Source organism: Neptuniibacter sp. UBA6509 (assembly GCA_002435145.1).
GTDB lineage: Bacteria > Pseudomonadota > Gammaproteobacteria > Pseudomonadales > Balneatricaceae > Neptuniibacter.
The window spans coordinates 1-19104 of sequence record DJLT01000130.1 but is presented as its reverse complement, the minus strand read 5'-3'; the positions used below and the strand labels follow the sequence as shown (position 1 = coordinate 19104).

19 protein-coding genes are annotated in these 19104 nt (G+C 43.7%); 11 read left to right on the top strand and 8 right to left on the bottom strand.

Annotated features, from left to right (window positions below):
• Together B4K11_RS17935 and B4K11_RS17930 are read right to left on the bottom strand one after the other, a co-directional pair.
• Positions 1–1539, bottom strand: a 1539-nt coding sequence (locus tag B4K11_RS17935) for an ABC transporter permease (RefSeq protein WP_292959490.1), incomplete at its 3' end; no start/stop codon positions are given.
• Positions 1536–2225 carry an ABC transporter ATP-binding protein gene (locus tag B4K11_RS17930; protein ID WP_292956930.1) on the bottom strand — a complete coding sequence of 230 codons (690 nt, stop codon included), beginning with the start codon at positions 2223–2225 and terminating at the stop codon, positions 1536–1538. The genes B4K11_RS17935 and B4K11_RS17930, both read right to left, overlap by 4 nt.
• Positions 2226–2237: 12 nt before the next feature.
• On the opposite strand from B4K11_RS17930, the gene B4K11_RS17925 reads away from it, so the two are divergent.
• Positions 2238–2855: an arylesterase gene (locus B4K11_RS17925; RefSeq protein WP_292956933.1), complete on the top strand. Its 618-nt coding sequence runs from the start codon at positions 2238–2240 to the stop codon at positions 2853–2855.
• A 70-nt stretch (positions 2856–2925) separates the two neighbouring features.
• Here the strand turns inward: B4K11_RS17925 and B4K11_RS17920 are convergent, their stop codons facing one another.
• Positions 2926–3507, bottom strand: coding sequence for a Fe-Mn family superoxide dismutase (locus B4K11_RS17920; protein WP_292956936.1), 582 nt, complete (start codon positions 3505–3507; stop codon positions 2926–2928).
• A gap of 289 nt (positions 3508–3796) precedes the next feature.
• Between B4K11_RS17920 and B4K11_RS17915 the strand changes: the two genes are divergently transcribed.
• Complete coding sequence (locus B4K11_RS17915) at positions 3797–4078, top strand: hypothetical protein (protein ID WP_292956939.1); 282 nt, start codon at positions 3797–3799, stop codon at positions 4076–4078.
• A 7-nt stretch (positions 4079–4085) separates the two neighbouring features.
• Here the strand turns inward: B4K11_RS17915 and B4K11_RS17910 are convergent, their stop codons facing one another.
• The 3 genes from B4K11_RS17910 to nudE all read right to left on the bottom strand — a co-directional run bounded on the left by B4K11_RS17910 (position 4086) and on the right by nudE (position 6944).
• Complete coding sequence (locus tag B4K11_RS17910; RefSeq protein ID WP_292956942.1) at positions 4086–5441, bottom strand: HD domain-containing phosphohydrolase; 1356 nt, start codon at positions 5439–5441, stop codon at positions 4086–4088.
• A gap of 62 nt (positions 5442–5503) precedes the next feature.
• Positions 5504–6328, bottom strand: a complete 825-nt coding sequence (gene cysQ, locus B4K11_RS17905) for a 3'(2'),5'-bisphosphate nucleotidase CysQ (protein ID WP_292956945.1) — start codon at positions 6326–6328, stop codon at positions 5504–5506.
• Positions 6329–6383: 55 nt separating this feature from the next.
• Positions 6384–6944: an ADP compounds hydrolase NudE gene (nudE, locus tag B4K11_RS17900; protein ID WP_292956948.1), complete on the bottom strand. Its 561-nt coding sequence runs from the start codon at positions 6942–6944 to the stop codon at positions 6384–6386.
• A 31-nt stretch (positions 6945–6975) separates the two neighbouring features.
• Between nudE and yrfG the strand changes: the two genes are divergently transcribed.
• Together yrfG and hslR are read left to right on the top strand one after the other, a co-directional pair.
• Entirely contained in the window at positions 6976–7629 is a 654-nt protein-coding gene (gene yrfG, locus B4K11_RS17895; protein ID WP_292956951.1) for a GMP/IMP nucleotidase, read from the top strand.
• A gap of 11 nt (positions 7630–7640) precedes the next feature.
• Entirely contained in the window at positions 7641–8048 is a 408-nt protein-coding gene (hslR, locus tag B4K11_RS17890) for a ribosome-associated heat shock protein Hsp15 (RefSeq protein WP_292956954.1), read from the top strand.
• A 67-nt stretch (positions 8049–8115) separates the two neighbouring features.
• Here hslR and B4K11_RS17885 read toward each other — a convergent pair whose 3' ends face one another.
• The gene (locus tag B4K11_RS17885) at positions 8116–8904 is read right to left on the bottom strand and encodes a phosphatase PAP2 family protein (RefSeq protein WP_292956957.1); all 789 of its coding nucleotides are present in this window, start codon (positions 8902–8904) and stop codon (positions 8116–8118) included.
• 112 nt (positions 8905–9016) lie between these two features.
• Between B4K11_RS17885 and hslO the strand changes: the two genes are divergently transcribed.
• From hslO to B4K11_RS17870, 3 genes are all read left to right on the top strand, one after another.
• Positions 9017–9889, top strand: a complete 873-nt coding sequence (gene hslO, locus B4K11_RS17880) for an Hsp33 family molecular chaperone HslO (RefSeq protein WP_292956960.1) — start codon at positions 9017–9019, stop codon at positions 9887–9889.
• A 158-nt stretch (positions 9890–10047) separates the two neighbouring features.
• The gene (locus tag B4K11_RS17875) at positions 10048–11595 is read left to right on the top strand and encodes a phosphoenolpyruvate carboxykinase (protein ID WP_292956963.1); all 1548 of its coding nucleotides are present in this window, start codon (positions 10048–10050) and stop codon (positions 11593–11595) included.
• 100 nt (positions 11596–11695) lie between these two features.
• Positions 11696–12778, top strand: a complete 1083-nt coding sequence (locus tag B4K11_RS17870; protein WP_292956966.1) for a poly(3-hydroxybutyrate) depolymerase — start codon at positions 11696–11698, stop codon at positions 12776–12778.
• A gap of 41 nt (positions 12779–12819) precedes the next feature.
• On the opposite strand, the gene ppx is transcribed toward B4K11_RS17870, so the two are convergent.
• Complete coding sequence (gene ppx, locus B4K11_RS17865; RefSeq protein WP_292956969.1) at positions 12820–14334, bottom strand: exopolyphosphatase; 1515 nt, start codon at positions 14332–14334, stop codon at positions 12820–12822.
• A gap of 254 nt (positions 14335–14588) precedes the next feature.
• On the opposite strand from ppx, the gene trxA reads away from it, so the two are divergent.
• From trxA to B4K11_RS17845, 4 genes are all read left to right on the top strand, one after another.
• Entirely contained in the window at positions 14589–14915 is a 327-nt protein-coding gene (trxA, locus tag B4K11_RS17860; RefSeq protein ID WP_292956973.1) for a thioredoxin TrxA, read from the top strand.
• A gap of 227 nt (positions 14916–15142) precedes the next feature.
• The gene (gene rho, locus B4K11_RS17855) at positions 15143–16402 is read left to right on the top strand and encodes a transcription termination factor Rho (protein WP_292956976.1); all 1260 of its coding nucleotides are present in this window, start codon (positions 15143–15145) and stop codon (positions 16400–16402) included.
• 64 nt (positions 16403–16466) lie between these two features.
• Positions 16467–17948, top strand: a complete 1482-nt coding sequence (gene ubiD / locus B4K11_RS17850) for a 4-hydroxy-3-polyprenylbenzoate decarboxylase (protein WP_292956979.1) — start codon at positions 16467–16469, stop codon at positions 17946–17948.
• Positions 17949–18986, top strand: a complete 1038-nt coding sequence (locus B4K11_RS17845; RefSeq protein ID WP_292956982.1) for a 2Fe-2S iron-sulfur cluster-binding protein — start codon at positions 17949–17951, stop codon at positions 18984–18986.
• Positions 18987–19104: the final 118 nt, after the last annotated feature.

Sequence of the window (19104 nt, the reverse complement as noted above, 5' to 3'; positions counted from 1 at the left end):
TGTTTTTTCCCACTCTTGAATATTGATTAAAAAATGATCAGGGGTATCTTTTGGTAGCTGGGCTTGCCAACGGCTAAGCAGATCATTTAGAGCGATTAAGTTAATACTGAGTAGAGAAAAGAGTAGGCAGATAACGGGTATCTGTATGCGATACCAGCGCTTCTGTTGCTGAACTCGGCTTAAGAGCAGACTGCCTAAACGATGATGCTTAGCAAAGCGCTGAGCCGCTTTGAGGCTTAAATAGCTACCGAGCCAACCTAAGCCACCGCCGAGAATAAGAAGCGTGAGAATCAAGCTTAATGTCAGTGTTATATTTTGTAGGTATACGCTTGTACAGGCTAATAAGGTGAGAACACCAATCACATAGGGGAGCTTCCCTCCCCATGAAAGAGGGGTAGGTTGATCTTGTAAAAGCTGTAAAGGGTTACTGTTTTGTAGTTTGAATAGGGCGGGTAAGCCTAAACAGATTAGAATCGAGAGCCCAATAACGGGACCTGAAAAATAGGTGATGAGTGCTGCACTGGGCACTGGCTGCGGAAGTAGATCATGCAGTAAATTGAGGCCCGTACGCTCTAACAGTAGTGCTAAGCTAATTCCTATCAATGAGCAGGCTAGCCAAGCTAACCCTAATTGGCTCAAATAAAGTTGTAACAGTTGTTTGTCGCTTAAGCCTAAACTTTTAAGTAGAGCCGCTCTTTTATATTGGCTTTGTGTAAAGCGGCGAAGGCTAAGAAAGATTGTCATAGCGGAGATGAGCAGCGCAAATAATGATCCTAAGCGTAAGTAAGATGATGCTTTAGTCAGCGCACTATTTTGCTGCCCCTCTTCAGAGTTTAAAGAGTTCAGTGTTTCGCCGGTCTTTAGGTTTTTTTGTAATTCGCTTTCAAACTCAGTAATCGATTGTGGATCTCCGGCAAAGAGTTGGCGGTAACGTACTCTTGCGCCAGGGCCTAATAGGCCAGTGTCCTTTAGTGCTAAGCGATTAATCATCAATTGCGGATTAAAGCTAATAAATCCTCTGCCGCGGTCTGGCGCGGATTGAATAACCGAGGTTAAGGTGAAGTCGCTACTACCTAAAGTTATTGTGTCACCGAGTTGCAGATTTAAGCGGTCCAGCGCGCCTTGTTCCGCCCATATTTCTCCTTTCTCAGGAATTTTTTGTGGTGTTTTGGGCTTTAAGTTGATATTGCCCCTTGGGTAGCTAGAACTGAGTGCGCGAACTGTTACTAACAGAAAGTCATCACCGCTATTTGCCATGGTACCTAGCTGAATGATTTCACTGGTGATGAGTCCTTTATTTTTAGCTGAGGTTAAGATGGCAGGATCGGTTGCTCTACTGCTGCTAAGGACAAGATCGGCGCCTAAAATCTCACTACCTTGCCTGATAAGGGTTCGCTCAATTCGATCGCCTAGGCTCGCCATTAGGCTTGCAATTGTGATTGCAAGTATTAACGCTACGACTAGAGCGCGCCATTCACTCAGTGAAAAACTACTGATACTTTGCTGAGCGGCTAAGCGAAGTGAGGTGGAGGAGATCATGAGGTTAGCTCAGTTAGTTCGCCATTGTGCAAGCGCAGGGCGCGCTGACAACGTTTTGCTAAGGTGTGATCATGCGTAATCAGAATAAGTGTTGTATTGTTTTCGTTGTTAAGTGAAAACAGCTGCTGAATGATCTGCTCGCCGGTTTGCTCGTCTAAATTACCGGTAGGTTCATCTGCAAATAAAAGCGTTGGCTGTGTGGCAAAACTGCGGGCAATCGCGACTCGTTGTTGTTCACCACCTGATAGCTCTGCGGGTTTATGATGTAAGCGTTCGCCTAACTCGACCCGCTCTAACCATTGAGTCGCTTCTGATTCAGCGTGTTTATGGTTTCTTATTTGTAGCGGTAACATGACATTCTGTAATGCTGTGAGATCAGGTAGGAGGTGAAAGGCTTGAAATACAAAACTAATGTGTTGATTACGGAACTCGGCCTGTTGTTTATCGTTTAGATCGTCTAGGTTTGTATTGTTGAGTAAGATGGAGCCTGAAGTAGGTTGGTCTAATCCAGCAAGTATCGAGAGCAGCGAAGACTTTCCCGTACCCGATGGGCCGACTATCGCTACGCTTTCACCGCGCTTTATTTCAAGGTTTAGTTCTTGGAAAAGATCGAGGGTCCCGGCTTGAGTCTTAAATTGTTTTGCGAGATGCTGAGCACTGACAACCGTCTCTGTATTTTGAGTCATTAGGTATCCCCGATGCGTATATTACAAACGATATTATTACTGATTATTACAAGTGTTACTCTGACACTGCCTGCACAAGCTCGTTCCCTTGTTGTTCTCGGCGATAGTTTATCTGCTGCTTATAATATGAAAACTGAACAAGGCTGGGTGCAGCTGCTAGAGAATCGCCTTCGGGAAGAGGGGTACTCTCAGGATATTATAAATGCCAGTGTGAGTGGAGATACTACCCAAAATGGTATTGCACGTCTTAAATTACTTTTGCAACAGGTTGATGCACAAATCGTTATTATCGAGCTAGGGGGAAATGATGGTTTAAGAGGAACTCCGCCGTTCGCCATTCAACGTAACCTGCAACGCTTGATTGATATGAGTGAGCAGGCAGATGCAAAAGTGCTACTGCTTGGAATGCAATTACCCCCTAATTACGGTGCGGCTTATACTCAGAAGTTTAGTGAACTTTACGCCGAAGTTGCTGAAGATAAAGAGGTTGCGTTTGTCCCTTTCTTTATGGAAAAGGTCGCTTTAGTACCAGAGAGAATGCAGGCGGATGGTATTCATCCAAGTAGCAAAGGCCAGCCTTACTTGTTAGATACCGTTTGGCCCATTCTTGAACCTTTACTCGATGAATAGCCAGGGCTGCGTTATTTGAGTGCAATAAAAAAGGCGCTTTAATTAGCGCCTTTTTTGGAATAAACGAAACTTATGCGAAGTTAGCGTTTACGAAATCCCAGTTTACCAATGCCCAGAAACCTTTAAGGTAGTCAGGACGAACGTTACGGTAATCGATGTAGTAAGCGTGTTCCCAAAGGTCAACCGTTAGCAGTGGAGTCTGACCTTCAGTTAGAGGGCAGCCAGCGTTGCTCGTGTTAACGATCTCGATAGAACCGTCAGCGTTTTTAACTAACCAAGTCCAGCTAGAACCGAAGTTGTTAACAGCTTTGTCGTTAAGCGCTGCTTGGAAGTCTGCAAAAGAACCCCATTTAGCGTTGATTGCATCAGCAATCGCGCCTGTTGGTTCGCCACCTGCGTTTGGTGCTAGGCAGTTCCAGTAGAACGTGTGGTTCCAGATCTGAGCTGCGTTGTTGAATACGCCGCCAGCAGGAGCAGAAGTGATGATCTCTTCTAGCGTTTTACCTTCAAATTCAGAACCAGGAACTAAGCCGTTTAGCTTCACAACATAAGTGTTGTGGTGTTTACCGTGGTGGAAGTCCAGAGTTTCTGCAGAGATGTGTGGTTCTAGAGCATCCTTTGCATAAGGTAGCGGTGGAAGTTCAAAGCTCATAAGTGTCACCTTATTTATTGTCTGTATAAAGACAGATTGTCAGGCAGCTGAATGATCATTTTGTTGCTCACACAATGATGAATCAGCCGATAAAATCGAATTCGAGGGAATGATAGCACTCAATAGTTGATTTTTCATGGTACAAAAAGTGTGTTTAATTGTTCTTTTCGTGCTCAATCACACATTAGATTGTAGAGTTTCGACTAAAGTTTGCTGAAACTGTTATCTATTAACCCTAGAATGGCGTGCAGTTTCTTGTATATAACTATAAAAAAGCGACGGTTTTACGATGTATAAAGTACTTATTTGGATCTCATTTGTTTCTATCGGTATTCTGGCGGTGAAAACACAATTTTTAACGTCCAGCACCTTTGGCCCGTTTAAAGAGGGGTGTATGCAAGGAGAAAGCGCTACAGAGGAACGTTGTGATTGTTTAGCTAGATATGTGCATAAGCACTTTAGTGATAATGAAGTGAAATTAATTATGTCTAATCAGGTGAGTGATCCTGATTTTAAATTTAAAGTAGAAGAGGTCGTGTACGCAGGTTCTAAATCCTGTGCGGCTGAGTAAGTAAGGTTTAACCCGTTCCTGTTTTTTGCAGACTACTGTTGGCTATTGGCAAGGTCAGTGTTTCTCCTGATTCTTGTTGATAGCTCATTATTTTAGTGATGATTTGGTCATCAATGATTGTGCCTTGTGTTAACAGCAAATTGTAATCATAGGTGAAAAAGTCTTCGGCAATGATCATTTCCTTTTGAAGTTCTGTTGAATCAATGCCTGTTGATGCTTCTTTGTTTAAACGTTGATGTAATAACTGTTCTATTTTTTCTAACAGTTCAGCGTCATACAGGATCTCTTCTTTGCTATGGAGAGCTTCAAGTGCATAAGCTGGGTCAAGCTTGATACCGTCTTTATCTCCATTTAACAGAGCCATATAGTCGCGAATTATACGTAGCATACGCGAACCGAGTTTGATGGAATGCTTCTCTAGATGGTCAGGAAAACCGCTACCATCAACGTTTTCTTCGATCCCCCTTAGTAATTGAACAGCGCCGTGTATATGTTTAAGAGGGTCTAATGCTGATTCTGCAATGATTGGGTATTTATGAAAGATATTCAGTTCCTGTTTATTCATCTCATCTGAGTTTTTACAGACTAGCTCATCTTTAAGTACGACTTTACTGGCTTCGACGAGTTGTGCTGCGTAGCTGATCTGCTGAATTTCATAGGGCGGTAGTTTTAACTCATGTGCGAGCACTACTGCTAATTCGGATATTTTTTTACCTCTTCCTCGTTTGCTGTTATGCAGTTCTAACAGTCCTGAGAACACTTCTATTGTTTGTGCATAAGCATGTGTAAGGTCCAGCTGGGCTGCATCAATGAAAAGGGAGGTCTGGTGGAGTTCTTCTGTGCGGTTTTCTAAGTCTGTATTAAGTCCTCTGTTTTGATGCTGGATGACTTTTGCTTTACTTTTTAAATCCTTAGCACGTGTTCTGAGGTCTTTATATTTACTATGGAGGGAGTTCTCTTTCTGTTTGCGCTCATCATCCCATTGTTTTGTTTTAAATGCATGTAGAATGGCTTCGTGTAATTGAATTCGCTTAAGAGGAAGCGTAAAAAAATTTTGTACATGTCCTTTGTTGATGGCCCTGATTAAATCCTTCGTATTTGGGTTCTGGGCTAGCATTATCCGCTTAATTGAGCTGAACTTACGTGTGACTTCACTCGCGAGTGCAATGCCGTCGGTATCTGGGAGCTCTAAATCGACAAGTAATAGGTCTATAGGCGAGTGCTCTTTTTCTAATTCGCAAAGAGCATCGTGGGCGTTGTTGGCTTCCACTAAGGGCCACTTCATCGGTAAAATAGAACGACGACACTCTTCCAGCATGAAGCTATTGGCTGTGACTAGTAGAATGTTAGGTAGCAATTTCATCCACCCACCTCGATGACTGCTTTATAATGTTTTCTAGTCCTAAGTGTAGCAGTTTCAGGAAGTTAGGCGCGTTGAGTGTTAAATGCGATCTCTTCTAATGGAAATTGCGGGTCTCCACAGACAAAAAAATATGGGTTTTCTAATGAAACTTTATTGTAAGTGAGGGGATCTAAGTTTTCGCTATTTACCAGCCTACCGCCGGCTGCTTCAACTATAGCTTGCGCCGCTGCAGTGTCCCATTCGCTGGTAGGGTATAAACGGGGGTAGAAATCAGCGACACCTTCTGCAATAAGACACATCTTCAAAGAGCTGCCGATTCCGGTGCTTCTAACATGTTTGAAGTGGTGTTGGATCGGTTTTAGCAGTGATTCATTTGCATCTTGTCCATGTCGGCGGCTCGCGACAACGACTAGTTCTTCTCCTAACGGTCGGCTACGGATCTGTGCTGCGGGCTGATTAGCCGTCTGTTTCCATGCCCCTAGCTCAGAGCTACCCCAATAGGCGGTTTGTGTTGTGGGGACATAGATGATGCCGAGGGTCGGCTTATTCTGATTGATCAGCGCTATATTAATCGTAAATTCGTCATTACGATTGATGAACTCTTTGGTGCCGTCTAGCGGATCAATACACCAAAAAGTATCCCACTGTTGCCTTTGCTCAATAGTGGTAGCGGTCCCCTCTTCGCTTAATTGAGGGATAGAGGGGGTTATTCTTTTGAGTGCTTGCTGGATTATTTGATGAGCTGCAAAATCTGCCGCTGTTACCGGTGAATTATCATCTTTGTTTTTGACGGAGAACTCATCGCCCTTGTAGATATTCAAAATGGCTTCACTTGCATCTTTGCATGTGGACATGAGCGATTCGATAAGTTGTGTATGTTCCTTCATAAGGCCCCCTTTTTTATTTTTATGAGGTTAGCATAGCCTTGATTTGTGCATGGTTTTAGTCGCCTTTTGTCGAGGCTTTAGATAAAAAATCTCTAACCATATACAACGCTGCTATTGCACGCGCTTCTGTAAAGTTTTCATCTGCAATGAGTTGTTCTAAGTTGTTTAGAGGCCAGCTGACCACTTCCATCTCTTCGGGTTCGTCGCCCTGAAGGCGGCAAGGATATAAGTCTTGAGCAACGACGGCTGTTATTTTATGTCCCATGTAATTGGGTGCGGATGTCATGACTTTAAGCGTATGTAGGCGCTTACTTCCAAAGCCCGCTTCTTCTTTCAGTTCACGATCTGCCGCTGTATGTTCATCTTCGCCGGGATCGATTAACCCTTTAGGCAGGGTTAGCGTGTAATCTTCAACGCCTACCGCATACTCTCGAATAAGAAGAACTTCATTATTGTTTGTGATGGGAATGATCATTACCGCGCCTCGGCCTCGATTGGCTAGACGTTCGTAAGTGCGCTCTACACCATTAGAAAAACGGAGACGGATTTCCTCAACTTTAAATAATCGACTGTTTGCAGTGTTAGTAATCTTCAAAATCTCGGGTTTAACCGGCATACTGAAGCTTCCTCTATAAATGGCTCAAATAATGTTTGATTGGCAGAATATCGATACCGTCTTATTAGATATGGACGGAACACTTCTAGATTTACACTTTGATACTTTCTTTTGGCTTGAGCATCTTCCACTACGTTATGCGCAAATACATTCTATGAATGTGGACGAGGCTCGCTCATGGCTGCATGAGCGTATCATACAGCAGCAAGGTTCGCTTAATTGGTATTGTTTGGACTTCTGGACGGATGAACTAAACATACCTGTAGCAGAGTTAAAAAAAGAGGTGGCTGATAAAATAGCATTTAGGCCCCATGTAAAAGACTTTTTAGCGACGCTTAAGCAAGAAGGCATTCGTACCGTTATTGTGACTAATGCTCATCAGGATAGCCTGTCGCTGAAAATAGAGAAAACGGGCTTAAATCAGCTGGTGGATGATGTGATTTGTTCGCATGATTTTGGTTTAGCGAAGGAAACATCTGGTTTTTGGGATAAACTTCAAAAGGTAGAGCCGTTTAATAAAGAGCGGACATTATTGGTTGATGATAGTTTTGCTGTTTTACAAAGTGCACGTGAATATGGGATTCGCTATCTGCTATCGATCTTTCAGCCGGACAGCCAGCAGCCAAAACGTGAAATCAATGATTTCACGGCTATAGATCATTTTAATGAAATAACACCGAAGTAAAACGGAAACGAATGACACAAACCGAAGAAAAGGTCCGTCTAGATAAATGGCTTTGGGCTGCTCGCTTTTATAAAACACGCGCCATCGCCAAGCAGATGATCGATGGTGGTAAGGTCCATTACAATGGGCAACGAACCAAGTGCAGCCGGCATGTTGAGGTGGGAGCCACTTTAACGATTCGACAAGGATTTGATGAGAAAGAAATCATTGTCGCTGATCTGTCAGATAAGCGTAGAGGCGCATCTGAAGCACAGAAGCTTTATACAGAGACGGAAGCTAGCATTAAAAAACGCGAAGAGCATGCGGCGCAACGTAAAGCGATGGGTAGTGGTTTGAATCCTAGAAACCGGCCGAATAAAAAAGAACGTCGCCAAATTATTTCATTCAAAGATGCTGAGCGTGGGATCTTTGATAAATAATTGAGAGTGGTTAATCATCGTTGTTAAAAACTAAGCTCACGTTTGCGAGCTTAGTGACTGTTAGATGTTAATGGTCTTGCTGCAAAATAGGCAGTTTATTGAGTAAAGGGATTTTACTAATAAGGTTTATTAGCGGCCTGAGTACTCGGTGTGCACCACAGGTAAAGTAATGCATTAACGGTGTGCAGAAAGCCCAGCTAAGCGTAATCATTGCTGAAAAAGCCCCGCCAACAAGGTTGTCACTTGCCCAGTGAGCACCGCCTACTATTCTTGGCAGCATAAACAGGCCTGCTAGAAACAAAGCAATGTATGAGATGCCACTTCGTGCATTAAGAATGATAAAACCCGCCCAGGTCAGAACAACGGCAGCATGGTCGCCTGGGAAACTATTAGTTGCAGAGTCCTTTGCTGGTATATCCGGTACGATTTTACTGAATCGATAAGAAGGTTCCAGCATCAACGAAGGGCTATGGCCACTAACGTCAATTGCCCGGGCGTATTCATAGACTGACTCGCGCACAGGAAACATCAGAATAAGTAGCAAGATGAAGCCTATAATGGATTGCTGTAACCGGTCGCGTTTTATACCCATTCCCGGAAACGTAATGCTGATAAGCATTATGATTAGAGGGATCATGTCGAATATACGTACATTGGCCCACGCCCAGAAGCGAGTCCAGGTAGTATCCTCAGATAGTGTGCCGTTCAACGCGAAAAACACACTTTGGTCAATGCTGCGCCAGAAGGCAAAGCCAGGATCGGAGAGATAGAAACCAAGCCAAGCAAAAGCAAATAGATGGCTTAAAAGTAAAGCTTTTACATTCCAAGTGGTGCGGAAAACGCTAACAGTATTCATTATGTAAATAGTATCTCGAAACATGAATTGGGTATGATAAAATACCGATATTATCTTGGGCATCAATTATGGTGTTCAATTCCTTATCAAGCAACCTAATAGATCCCTTTATATGAGTAACCCTGATCAGATCCAAAGAATTATGTTTGATGAGTTGGATATACGTGGTGTCGTTTCCGGTTTGAATAAAACCTGTACTGATTGTTTTGAAAATCATGATTATCCAGCCGTCATAAAGCAGATTTTAGGCGAGATGTTAGCCGCAGTGAGTTTGTTAAGCTCTAATTTGAAGTTTGATGGGCGATTGATTTTACAGGCTCAGGGACAGGGGAATGTTCGCCTGTTGATGGCGGAAACCAATCAGAATCGTGACGTGCGTGCTATTGCGCGTTTTGATGGTGATATACCTGATGACGCTACATTTATTGATCTGTTGCCCAAAGGGCAAGTTGTATTAACGATAGAGCCTGAAAAGGGTAATCGTTACCAAGGTGTTGTGCCGCTAGATGGCGATAATCTAGCTAAATGCCTTGAGAATTATTTTGTCAGTTCAGAACAGTTACCAACACAGCTTCATCTAGCATCTGATGGCGAGGTTGCTTCCGGCTTAATGTTGCAGGTTCTGCCTGCTGAGGGAACGGGAGACGAAGGATGGGAGCGGATTAGTCATCTTGCTGCTACGTTAAAAAGTGCTGAGCTGCTTGAACTCGATAATGAAACACTTTTGTATCGCCTATTCCATGAAGAGGTTTGTCGACTGTATGAGCCTGATGCCGTGCAGTTTAAATGTACTTGTTCCAGAGAGCGTAGTTTGGCTTCTTTAAAGTTGGTCGATAAAAGTGAGCTTTTAGAAATTATCGAAGAAAGTGGTCAGGTGGATATGAACTGTCAGTTTTGCAATGCCCACTATGGCTTTGATTTAACCGATATCGAGGCTGCTTTTTCTGATTCTGGGGCCCATGGTAATTCAGAAAATGTACATTAATTGAACTGTTTTGATTAAAATTGCGTTAAGTCAACTGAGAATGGCTTTCAACAATGGCGTATCGTGTGATTTTTGTGCATAATACGCGTCCTTATAATTACGACATTTTACGCCTTATTAGGTAACGTTATTGGCGCCTATGCCAAGGGAACCCAGTAATGACCAAAGATTCTGTGAACATTGCACACCAAAATTTAAGCCCAGCTGAGCTAGTTGAAAGAGCCATTACTAATGGTGAAGGAACACTTGCTGACTCAGGTGCCCTAGTAGTAACAACGGGCAAGCGTACTGGTCGTTCTCCGATGGACCGTTTCATCGTGGAAGAGCCAAGTACTGCGGATTCAATTGAGTGGGGTGGTATCAACCGTCCATTCAATTCTGATAAATTTGATGCCCTATGGACTCGTGTTGAAGAGTTTGTAGCGGATAAAGAACATTTTGTATCTAACGTACATGTAGGTTCTGACCCAAGTCATTATCTTGCTGTTAAAATGACTACACAGACTGCATGGCAGAACCTGTTTGGTCAGAACTTATTCATTCGCCCTGCGGAGTATAATCCAAAAGCGAAAGAAGAGTGGCAGATCCTTAACGTTGCTAACTTCGAATGTGATCCTGAGCGCGATGGCACAAACAGTGATGGTTGCGTAATCATCAACTTTGCTAAGCGTAAAGTATTGCTTGCCGGCATGCGCTATGCGGGTGAAATGAAGAAGGCGATGTTCTCTGTACAAAACTTCCTTCTTCCTGAAAAAGACGTTCTACCAATGCATTGCTCTGCAAACGTTGGTGATGACAACAGTACAACGTTGTTCTTCGGTCTTTCAGGTACAGGTAAAACTACATTGTCTGCTGATCCTAGTCGTTACCTTATTGGTGATGATGAGCATGGTTGGGGTAAAGGCGTTGTCTTTAACTTAGAAGGTGGTTGTTACGCTAAAACTATCAATCTAAGTCAGAAGAATGAGCCAATCATCTGGGATGCTATTCGTTTTGGTGCGATTGTTGAAAACGTTGCCTTAAATGAAGAGCGTACAGCTGACTATGATGACACGTCTCTTACTGAGAACGGTCGTTGTGCATACCCGTTGCAGCATGTTGAAAAACGTACTGTATCAAATATGGGTGAAGAACCTGATTCAATCGTATTCCTTACGTGTGACTTAACAGGTGTTTTACCGCCTGTATCTGTTCTAACGAAAGAAGCGGCTGCTTACCACTTCCTTTCTGGTTATACCGCTCTTGTCGGTTCTACAGAGATGGGTTCTGGTGGCGGAATCAAGTCTACATTCTCTACTTGCTTTGGTGCGCCATTCTTCCCACGTCCAGCACATGTATACGCTGAACTGCTAATGAAGCGTATCGAAGAGTTCGGATCAAAAGTTTACCTAGTTAACACGGGTTGGACTGGCGGTTCTTACGGCACAGGTGAGCGTTTCAGTATTCCTACAACTCGCGGTATTATCAGTGCAATCCAGAATGGTGCATTGGTTGATGCAGAAACAGTTAAGCTTGAAGGTCTAAACCTAGAAGTGCCTGTTGCTGTACCTGGTGTTGATTCTGCATTACTGAATCCTCGCGATACTTGGGCTGATAAGTCTGGCTATGATGCTGAAGCAAATGACCTGATTGGTCAGTTTGTTGAGAACTTCAAGAAGTTCGACGGCGTATCTGAAGATATTATCGCTGCGGGTCCTAAGCTTTAATGTAAGCTTTTGATCGCGACTGAAAAAGCCCTCGTAGAGATACGGGGGCTTTTTTGTTTCTATCATCTAAATTGCTGACCTTTCAGCAGGGATTGCTGCTATGCCTCGTTTTTTAGGATTGATCAGTTTGATGTTTTCCTCATTTTTTTTACATGCAGAAGGTGAGAACGCTGAAGAGCTGAGCGTTCAGTTGCCCGCTTTGGCAGCTGTTAGAGGGCAAACATCACTCTCGGGGCTCTCATCGGGTGGCTTTATGGCTGCTCAATATCATGTGGCTTATTCAAAGGGGCTTGTGGGTGTAGGCGTTGTGGCTGGCGGGCTATGGAACTGTGCTGATAGTCGCTCGGGTACGATCTCTCCCTTTATGAATGCCATCTCAACCTGCATGGATCCTTGTAAATACAGCTGGTTTGGCTGTAGTGATAGTTTGTTACCTGACGTGGAGAGAGTGAAGGGTTTAGCCATTAATGAGGCTGAAGAAGGTTCTATTGATCCGCTAGAGTCTCTACAAGATGACAAGGTGTATCTCTTCTCTGGACGCCAGGATTCGACGGTAGTCACAGGTGTAGTGGATAAGACAAAAGCGTTCTATCGTTTGTTAGGGGTTCCTGAGGCGGCGATTAAATATAATAAGTCTGTGGATGCAGGTCATGCGTTCATTACTGCGGATGTTAATGCTACTCCCTGCTCTTTAACGCAGTCTCCCTATATTAATAATTGTGGCTTTGAGCAGGCGGAAAGAATACTGAGTCATATTTATGGTGTGTTAAATACCTCATCAGATGATTTATCTGGAGAGCTTATTAAGTTTGATCAGAGGCCGTTCATACAAGGTAGTCAGAGTAGTATGGATGAGAGTGGGTATGTGTATGTTCCAGCGTCTTGCTTAGAGGGACATTGCAAAGTACATGTAGCATTTCATGGCTGTAGGCAGGGTATTTCGGTGATGGGAAAAACCTATGTTGCTGGATCAGGCTATAACGAGGTGGCAGATAGCAATGAAATTATTGTGCTTTATCCACAAGTAAAAAAATCATCTTTTTCGCCGGTAAACCCAAGAGGTTGTTGGGATTTTTGGGGGTATACGGGTAGCAACCTTCCTCCATATGATTACTTCAAAAAAACAGCGCCTCAAATGGAAGCGATATACATGATGCTTGAGCGCCTAATGCAGCCACGTTAGATGACAGATTAGGCGCTTAGTGCTCCGTTGCAAGGCATCTATTATTTAAAGCGCAGCTTAATGTCAGCGTTGTTTAAATACTCTGTTTCTTGCTCTAGGTCTGCATGTGTTAAAGGGTGGTGTTCTAGCCACCCGTCAGGGAATTCAATCATCAGTTTCTTGTTATCAATACTAAAAGAGATAGCAGGTAAGCGGTCTTTAGAGCGGCTTCTATGCAGAATGACGGCAATGCGAAGCAGTATACAAAGTCGACGATAGGACTCTTGTAAGCGCTTTGGTAAGGCTTTGAACTCATCTTTAGGGAACTTTCTGCGATGTCCGCGTACTAGGGTCGCTAACTGCAGCTGTTCCCGAGTTGTGAAGCCTGGAAGGTCTGAGTGGGTTAGTAAGTAGGCGCTGTGTTTATGGAATTGGCTATGCGCAATAGTGAGCCCAATCTCATGGGTTCTGGATGCCCAGCTGAGCATATCGTAGTGCTTGCGTGATAGTTGCCAATCTTCTTTGATCTGCGCCCATGCGAGCAGAGCGGTTTGCTCGACTCGGTCTGCATGTTCTTGGTCTACATGGTAGCGTTTCATGATGGCATTGATTGTTCGGTCTCGTACGTCTTCGTGACGTAACCTACCTGCCATGTCATAAAGTACACCTTCACGTAGAGCGCCTTCAGAAAAGCTCATCTCTTCTATATTTAAAGCATCGAAAGCAGCGCATAAAATAGCAATGCCCGCAGGTAGTACTTTTTTACGTTCAGGCTTTAGGCCTTCAATTTCAATCTCACTACTGTGTGAATAGCTAAGAATATGCTCTCTTAGGGAGTGAAGCGCTTCTTTGGTGATTTTGTCTTCAGAATAGCCTTTGCTTATGCAGGCATTTCGCACTGCCTTAATTGTGCCGGATGACCCAACGGCACTGTCCCAGCCAAGCTCTTGATAGTAATGTTTTATTGACTGTAATTCTTGAAGGGCAGCCGTGTGAGCTCGTTTGAAGTTTTTCGTGCTAATAATATCATCGCTAAAGTAGCGCTTAGTAAAGCTGACGCAGCCCATGTGCAGGCTTTCCATCGCTCTAGGCTCAAAACGTTCGCCGACAATAAATTCAGTACTACCGCCACCAATATCAATAACTAATCGGGATCCTTTATCGTCCGCTAGGGTATGTGAGACGCCAAGATAGATAAGACGCGCTTCCTCACGACCCGCAATGATCTCAAGTGGCACGCCTAAGATGTTTTCAGCTTCTTCAATAAACTCACGGCTGTTTTTTGCTTCACGTAGTGCATTGGTGCCGACAACGCGCACGGAATCTTTTGGTATATCTTTGATTCTTTGAGCAAAACGGCTCAAGCAGTCAATGCCGCGCTGTTTGGCTTCATCTGAGAGAATACGGCGGTTGTTGATGCCTGCGCCCAGTTGAACCTTGTCGGATAAAATGTCAACGGTACGAAGTTCGCCTTGGTTTAGCTGAGCAACGACTATATGGAAGCTATTCGAGCCAAGGTCGATGGCAGCAAGGAGTTGTTCTTCAGTAGGTTCTGCCGCAGGTGTCTGCTCGGTCATTCTGATAAGTTCTCATGGTCATAAATAAATAGCGAATGCTAGATTAGCAAAACAAATCGGTCTCTGCAGTCGCTTTAGTGAGCCTAGTATAAATGAGGTTATAGGTGTTTGTTTTTAAAAAATTATTAAGCATATAGTTATTTGTTTAGTCAAAATGGTCTCTATTTGGCGACAAGTGCCTTACACCGCTATGCTAGGAATGTTATTATCGGCGGTCAGATTAAAAGTATTGGGCGCAGCGGAGAAGAGTTCCCATGAGTGAAAACATTGTAAATGTTACAGACGCTTCCTTTGAAGAAGACGTTCTCAAAGCCGAAAGCGCGGTTTTAGTTGATTATTGGGCTGAATGGTGTGGTCCTTGTAAAATGATTGCTCCCGTTCTTGAAGAGATCGCTAAAGAGTATGGTGACCAACTTAAAATTTGTAAGTTGAACATCGACGAAAATAGCGAGACTCCACCTAAATTTGGTATTCGTGGTATTCCTACACTAATGCTATTCAAAGGTGGTAACGTTGAAGCAACTAAGGTTGGTGCGTTGTCAAAATCACAGTTAGCTGCGTTTATCGAAGCGAATCTGTAGGTTTAACGTGAAGAAAGTGTGATGTTGAGCAAAACATGACACTTTCTTACCTTTAGGCTATAGACAGACTCCAACCTTCCTTCTATAGTGTTCACTGTTTGGCCAGCCCGCTAAAGTTTTTTCCTTCTATATTTTTAGCGTTTGAGCTTAATTAAGGCCATTCTCGTTTTCTTCCTAAATTCCATTCAAATAACACAAATCGGCCTAGTGCTCTTTTCCTCCAAACTATGAATCTTACTGAATTAAAAACTAAAAGCGTTCCCGAACTCCTTGATATTGCAAAAGGCATGGGAATGGACAATCTTGCCCGTTCACGTAAACAGGATGTGATTTTTGCCATCCTAAAGCGCCACGCAAAAGGTGGTGAAGATATTTACGGTAATGGTGTGCTTGAAATCTTGCAAGATGGCTTCGGCTTTTTGCGTTCAGCAGACTCTTCTTATCTGGCAGGCCCAGATGATATCTATGTTTCTCCTAGCCAGATTCGCCGTTTCAATCTGCGTACAGGCGATACCATAGAAGGTAAGATTCGACCGCCTAAGGATGGAGAACGTTATTTTGCATTGTTAAAAGTTAATCAAATTAACTATGACAAGCCTGATAACGCTAAGAACAAAATCCTTTTTGAAAACCTAACACCGCTTTTTGCTCAGAACCGTCTGCGCATGGAGATTGGTAACGGTAGTACGGAAGATTTGACTGCCCGTGTTATTGATCTGGTTTGCCCAATGGGTAAAGGCCAGCGTGCATTGATTGTATCTCCGCCTAAAGCGGGTAAGACATTAATGCTACAGAATATTGCTAACAGCATTACGCGTAATAACCCAGAGTGCCATCTTATTGTATTGTTAATCGATGAGCGCCCAGAGGAAGTTACAGAGATGCAGCGTACCGTACGTGGTGAAGTTGTTGCGTCTACATTTGATGAGCCGCCTGCACGTCATGTTCAAGTTGCAGAGATGGTGATTGAAAAAGCTAAACGTCTGACTGAGCACAAGAAAGATGTAGTCATCCTATTGGATTCTATTACGCGTTTAGCGCGAGCTTATAATACGGTTATCCCTTCTTCTGGTAAGGTGCTTACCGGTGGTGTTGATGCTCACGCATTAGAACGTCCAAAACGTTTCTTTGGTGCAGCACGTAACATCGAAGAGGGCGGAAGCTTAACAATCATTGCTACAGCATTGGTTGATACAGGTTCTAAAATGGATGAGGTTATCTTTGAAGAATTCAAAGGTACAGGTAACTCTGAAGTTCATCTTGATCGTAAAGTTGCTGAGAAGCGTGTTTTCCCAGCAATTAATATCCGTCGTTCCGGTACACGCCGTGAAGATTTGTTGACCTCTGAGGAAGAGCTGCAACGTATGTGGATCCTACGTAAGCTACTTGATCCAATGGAAGATACGTCTGCGACTGAATTCGTTATTGATAAGTTGAAAGACTTTAAGACCAACGATGAATTCTTCTTGTCCATGAAGCGGAAATAAACTGGTTTATATCTAAAAGGGTGAGCATCTGCTTGCCCTTTTTTGTTTTTACTAGGTTCAATAGATGGCAACTCCAAAATATAAAGATCTACGCGATTTTATTTACATGCTGGAAGCGCGTGGAGAGCTTAAACGCATTAAGCAAGAGATCGATCCTAATCTAGAGATGACTGAGATTAGTGACCGAACGTTAAAAGCTGGCGGCCCTGCTTTGCTTTTTGAGAACCCTAAAGGTTTTGATTATCCCGTATTAACCAATCTTTTTGGTACGCCTGAGCGTGTCGCTATGGGGATGGGGGAGGAAACGGTAGAGGCTTTACGGGAAGTTGGTAAAGTGCTGGCTCAATTGAAAGAGCCAGAGCCACCCAAAGGCATGAAAGACGCCTGGGACAAGCTGCCTATTTTCAAGCAAGTTCTGAATATGGGGCCTAAGTTAATTAAGTCAGCTGCTTGCCAGAAGCATGTGATCGAAGGTGATGACGTTGATCTTTATAAATTGCCTATTCAAACCTGCTGGCCAGGAGATGCAGCACCTCTAGTGACTTGGCCGCTTGTGGTTACCCGTGGCCCAAATAAAGAGCGACAAAATCTTGGTATTTACCGTCAGCAGTTAATTGCTAAAAATAAGCTGATTATGCGTTGGCTCGCACATCGTGGTGGGGCATTAGATTTCCGCGAATGGAAGAAAGAGCGTCCAGGTGAAAGATTCCCGGTGGCGGTTGCTTTAGGGGCCGACCCTGCAACCATTCTAGGGGCAGTGACGCCTGTGCCTGATACACTATCTGAATACGCTTTTGCAGGCTTGCTGCGAGGTGGAAAAACAGAAGTCACCCAGTGTATAGGTAGTGACCTTCAAGTACCTGCCAGTGCAGAGTTTATTTTGGAAGGTTACATAGAACCTGATGAGATGGCTGATGAAGGCCCATTTGGAGATCACACTGGATACTATAATGAGGTTGATAGCTTCCCTGTCTTTACAGTAGAGCGTATTACCCATCGTAGTAATCCTATCTATCACAGTACGTATACAGGAAGACCACCTGATGAGCCTGCGATTTTAGGGGTCGCGCTGAATGAGGTGTTTGTACCTATTCTGCAAAAGCAGTTCCCGGAAATAGTTGATTTCTATCTGCCTCCTGAAGGCTGCTCCTATCGAATGGCGGTAGTGACCATTAAGAAACAATATCCCGGTCATGCTAAGCGAATTATGTTGGGTGTTTGGTCCTTTTTGCGTCAATTTATGTATACAAAGTTTGTGATTGTATGTGATGACGACGTAAATGCGCGTGACTGGAATGATGTTATTTGGGCGATTACTACGCGTATGGATCCCCAGCGCGATACAGTAATGATCGACAATACCCCGATAGATTACCTTGATTTTGCTTCGCCCGTATCAGGGCTAGGTTCAAAAATGGGTATGGATGCAACCAATAAATGGGAAGGCGAAACTACGCGTGAGTGGGGCGTTCCTATTGTGATGGATCCTGATGTAGAAGAGAAAATAGATGCGATCTGGGATGAATTAGGCATCCTGGGTGAGTAAATGTCGCACCTGATAGAGATTGAAAACATTGGTCGTCAGATTAAAGGCCGACCAGGTGAGACTCTATTCGATAGCCTAAATCGCCATGGTTATAAACTGCGTGTTGGTTGTAAAAATGGTGTCTGTGAAATTTGTGAAGTTTCGCTGCTGCAAGGTGAGATTGTTCAGCGCTATCCGGTTAAACATTTAACCTTAGATCAATCGTTAAATGTTGAGGAAAGTGTATTGGCGTGTACATGCCAGCCTTTAAGCGATGTTCGAGTGAAAATAGAGGGGTTAAAGTGCCCTGGAGAGTTATCAGTGAAGAAACTGCTTTGTGATATTGCGTCAATTGAAAAGTTAAATAGTGATGTTTTTCGTGTTCGTCTTACGTTGCCTGCAACAGCGTCATTAGCTGCTGAGTATTATGCAGGTCAATATTTAGATCTGATTCTGCCCGATGGGAAGCAAGCATCTTTTTCTATCGGCTCTGCTCCTGAACAGGGACGTAATTTAGAGCTTCATATCCGTCATATGCCAGATAGTGATATGTCGAATAGCATTATTAATCACCTTCAAACGGAGAAAACGGTTGAAGTTGAGATCGCTAAAGGTGATTGCTACCTACAGGTTCAAAACATTAAGCCAGAAACGCGCTTGATAATGGCTGCGGCAAGTACAGGCTTTGCTCAGGTAAAAAGTGTTGTGGAGCATCTGCTTGCTAACCAGTTTAGTAACCCAATACACATTTATTGGGGCGCTAGGGTGGAAGAGGATATGTACCTCCATAACCTACCGTTACAGTGGCTCTCTGAGCATACAAATGTTCATTTTGAAGCGGTGGTCAGTGAACCGGAGAACAGCTTAGGTTGGAAAGGGCGTACAGGTTTGTTGCCTGCAGCAATTATCGAAGATTTTGATAACTTTGATGATGTGGAAATCTTTACGAGCGGTTCACCTGCTATGGTTTACGCCTTATTGGATGCATGTGAAGAGAAAGGCTTTAGTGAAGAGCGTATGCATTCTGATGTGTTCGCATATGCGCCTAGAAACAAATAGCTAATCAATATCACTCGCGGTTCTTGCTGCTTGGAAGGCGGTGAGTTTTGATATGCTGTGTAGGCTTTGGTTAGGTAGATAAAAAAGGGAGGCACTAGGCCACTGCTGTCCCATAGTT

Excerpts from the sequence above, each read along its gene's own strand:
- B4K11_RS17845 (WP_292956982.1), top strand. The coding sequence starts at position 17,949 with ATGTCGCACCTGATAGAGATTGAAAACATTGGTCGTCAGATTAAAGGC.
- B4K11_RS17920 (WP_292956936.1), bottom strand. The coding sequence starts at position 3,507 with ATGAGCTTTGAACTTCCACCGCTACCTTATGCAAAGGATGCTCTAGAA.
- yrfG (WP_292956951.1), top strand. The coding sequence starts at position 6,976 with ATGTTTGATTGGCAGAATATCGATACCGTCTTATTAGATATGGACGGA.
- nudE (WP_292956948.1), bottom strand. The coding sequence starts at position 6,944 with ATGCCGGTTAAACCCGAGATTTTGAAGATTACTAACACTGCAAACAGT.
- B4K11_RS17930 (WP_292956930.1), bottom strand. The coding sequence starts at position 2,225 with ATGACTCAAAATACAGAGACGGTTGTCAGTGCTCAGCATCTCGCAAAA.
- ppx (WP_292956969.1), bottom strand. The coding sequence starts at position 14,334 with ATGACCGAGCAGACACCTGCGGCAGAACCTACTGAAGAACAACTCCTT.
- ubiD (WP_292956979.1), top strand. The coding sequence starts at position 16,467 with ATGGCAACTCCAAAATATAAAGATCTACGCGATTTTATTTACATGCTG.
- B4K11_RS17875 (WP_292956963.1), top strand. The coding sequence starts at position 10,048 with ATGACCAAAGATTCTGTGAACATTGCACACCAAAATTTAAGCCCAGCT.
- trxA (WP_292956973.1), top strand. The coding sequence starts at position 14,589 with ATGAGTGAAAACATTGTAAATGTTACAGACGCTTCCTTTGAAGAAGAC.
- cysQ (WP_292956945.1), bottom strand. The coding sequence starts at position 6,328 with ATGAAGGAACATACACAACTTATCGAATCGCTCATGTCCACATGCAAA.
- hslO (WP_292956960.1), top strand. The coding sequence starts at position 9,017 with ATGAGTAACCCTGATCAGATCCAAAGAATTATGTTTGATGAGTTGGAT.
- hslR (WP_292956954.1), top strand. The coding sequence starts at position 7,641 with ATGACACAAACCGAAGAAAAGGTCCGTCTAGATAAATGGCTTTGGGCT.
- B4K11_RS17925 (WP_292956933.1), top strand. The coding sequence starts at position 2,238 with ATGCGTATATTACAAACGATATTATTACTGATTATTACAAGTGTTACT.
- B4K11_RS17915 (WP_292956939.1), top strand. The coding sequence starts at position 3,797 with ATGTATAAAGTACTTATTTGGATCTCATTTGTTTCTATCGGTATTCTG.
- B4K11_RS17910 (WP_292956942.1), bottom strand. The coding sequence starts at position 5,441 with ATGAAATTGCTACCTAACATTCTACTAGTCACAGCCAATAGCTTCATG.
- B4K11_RS17870 (WP_292956966.1), top strand. The coding sequence starts at position 11,696 with ATGCCTCGTTTTTTAGGATTGATCAGTTTGATGTTTTCCTCATTTTTT.
- rho (WP_292956976.1), top strand. The coding sequence starts at position 15,143 with ATGAATCTTACTGAATTAAAAACTAAAAGCGTTCCCGAACTCCTTGAT.
- B4K11_RS17885 (WP_292956957.1), bottom strand. The coding sequence starts at position 8,904 with ATGAATACTGTTAGCGTTTTCCGCACCACTTGGAATGTAAAAGCTTTA.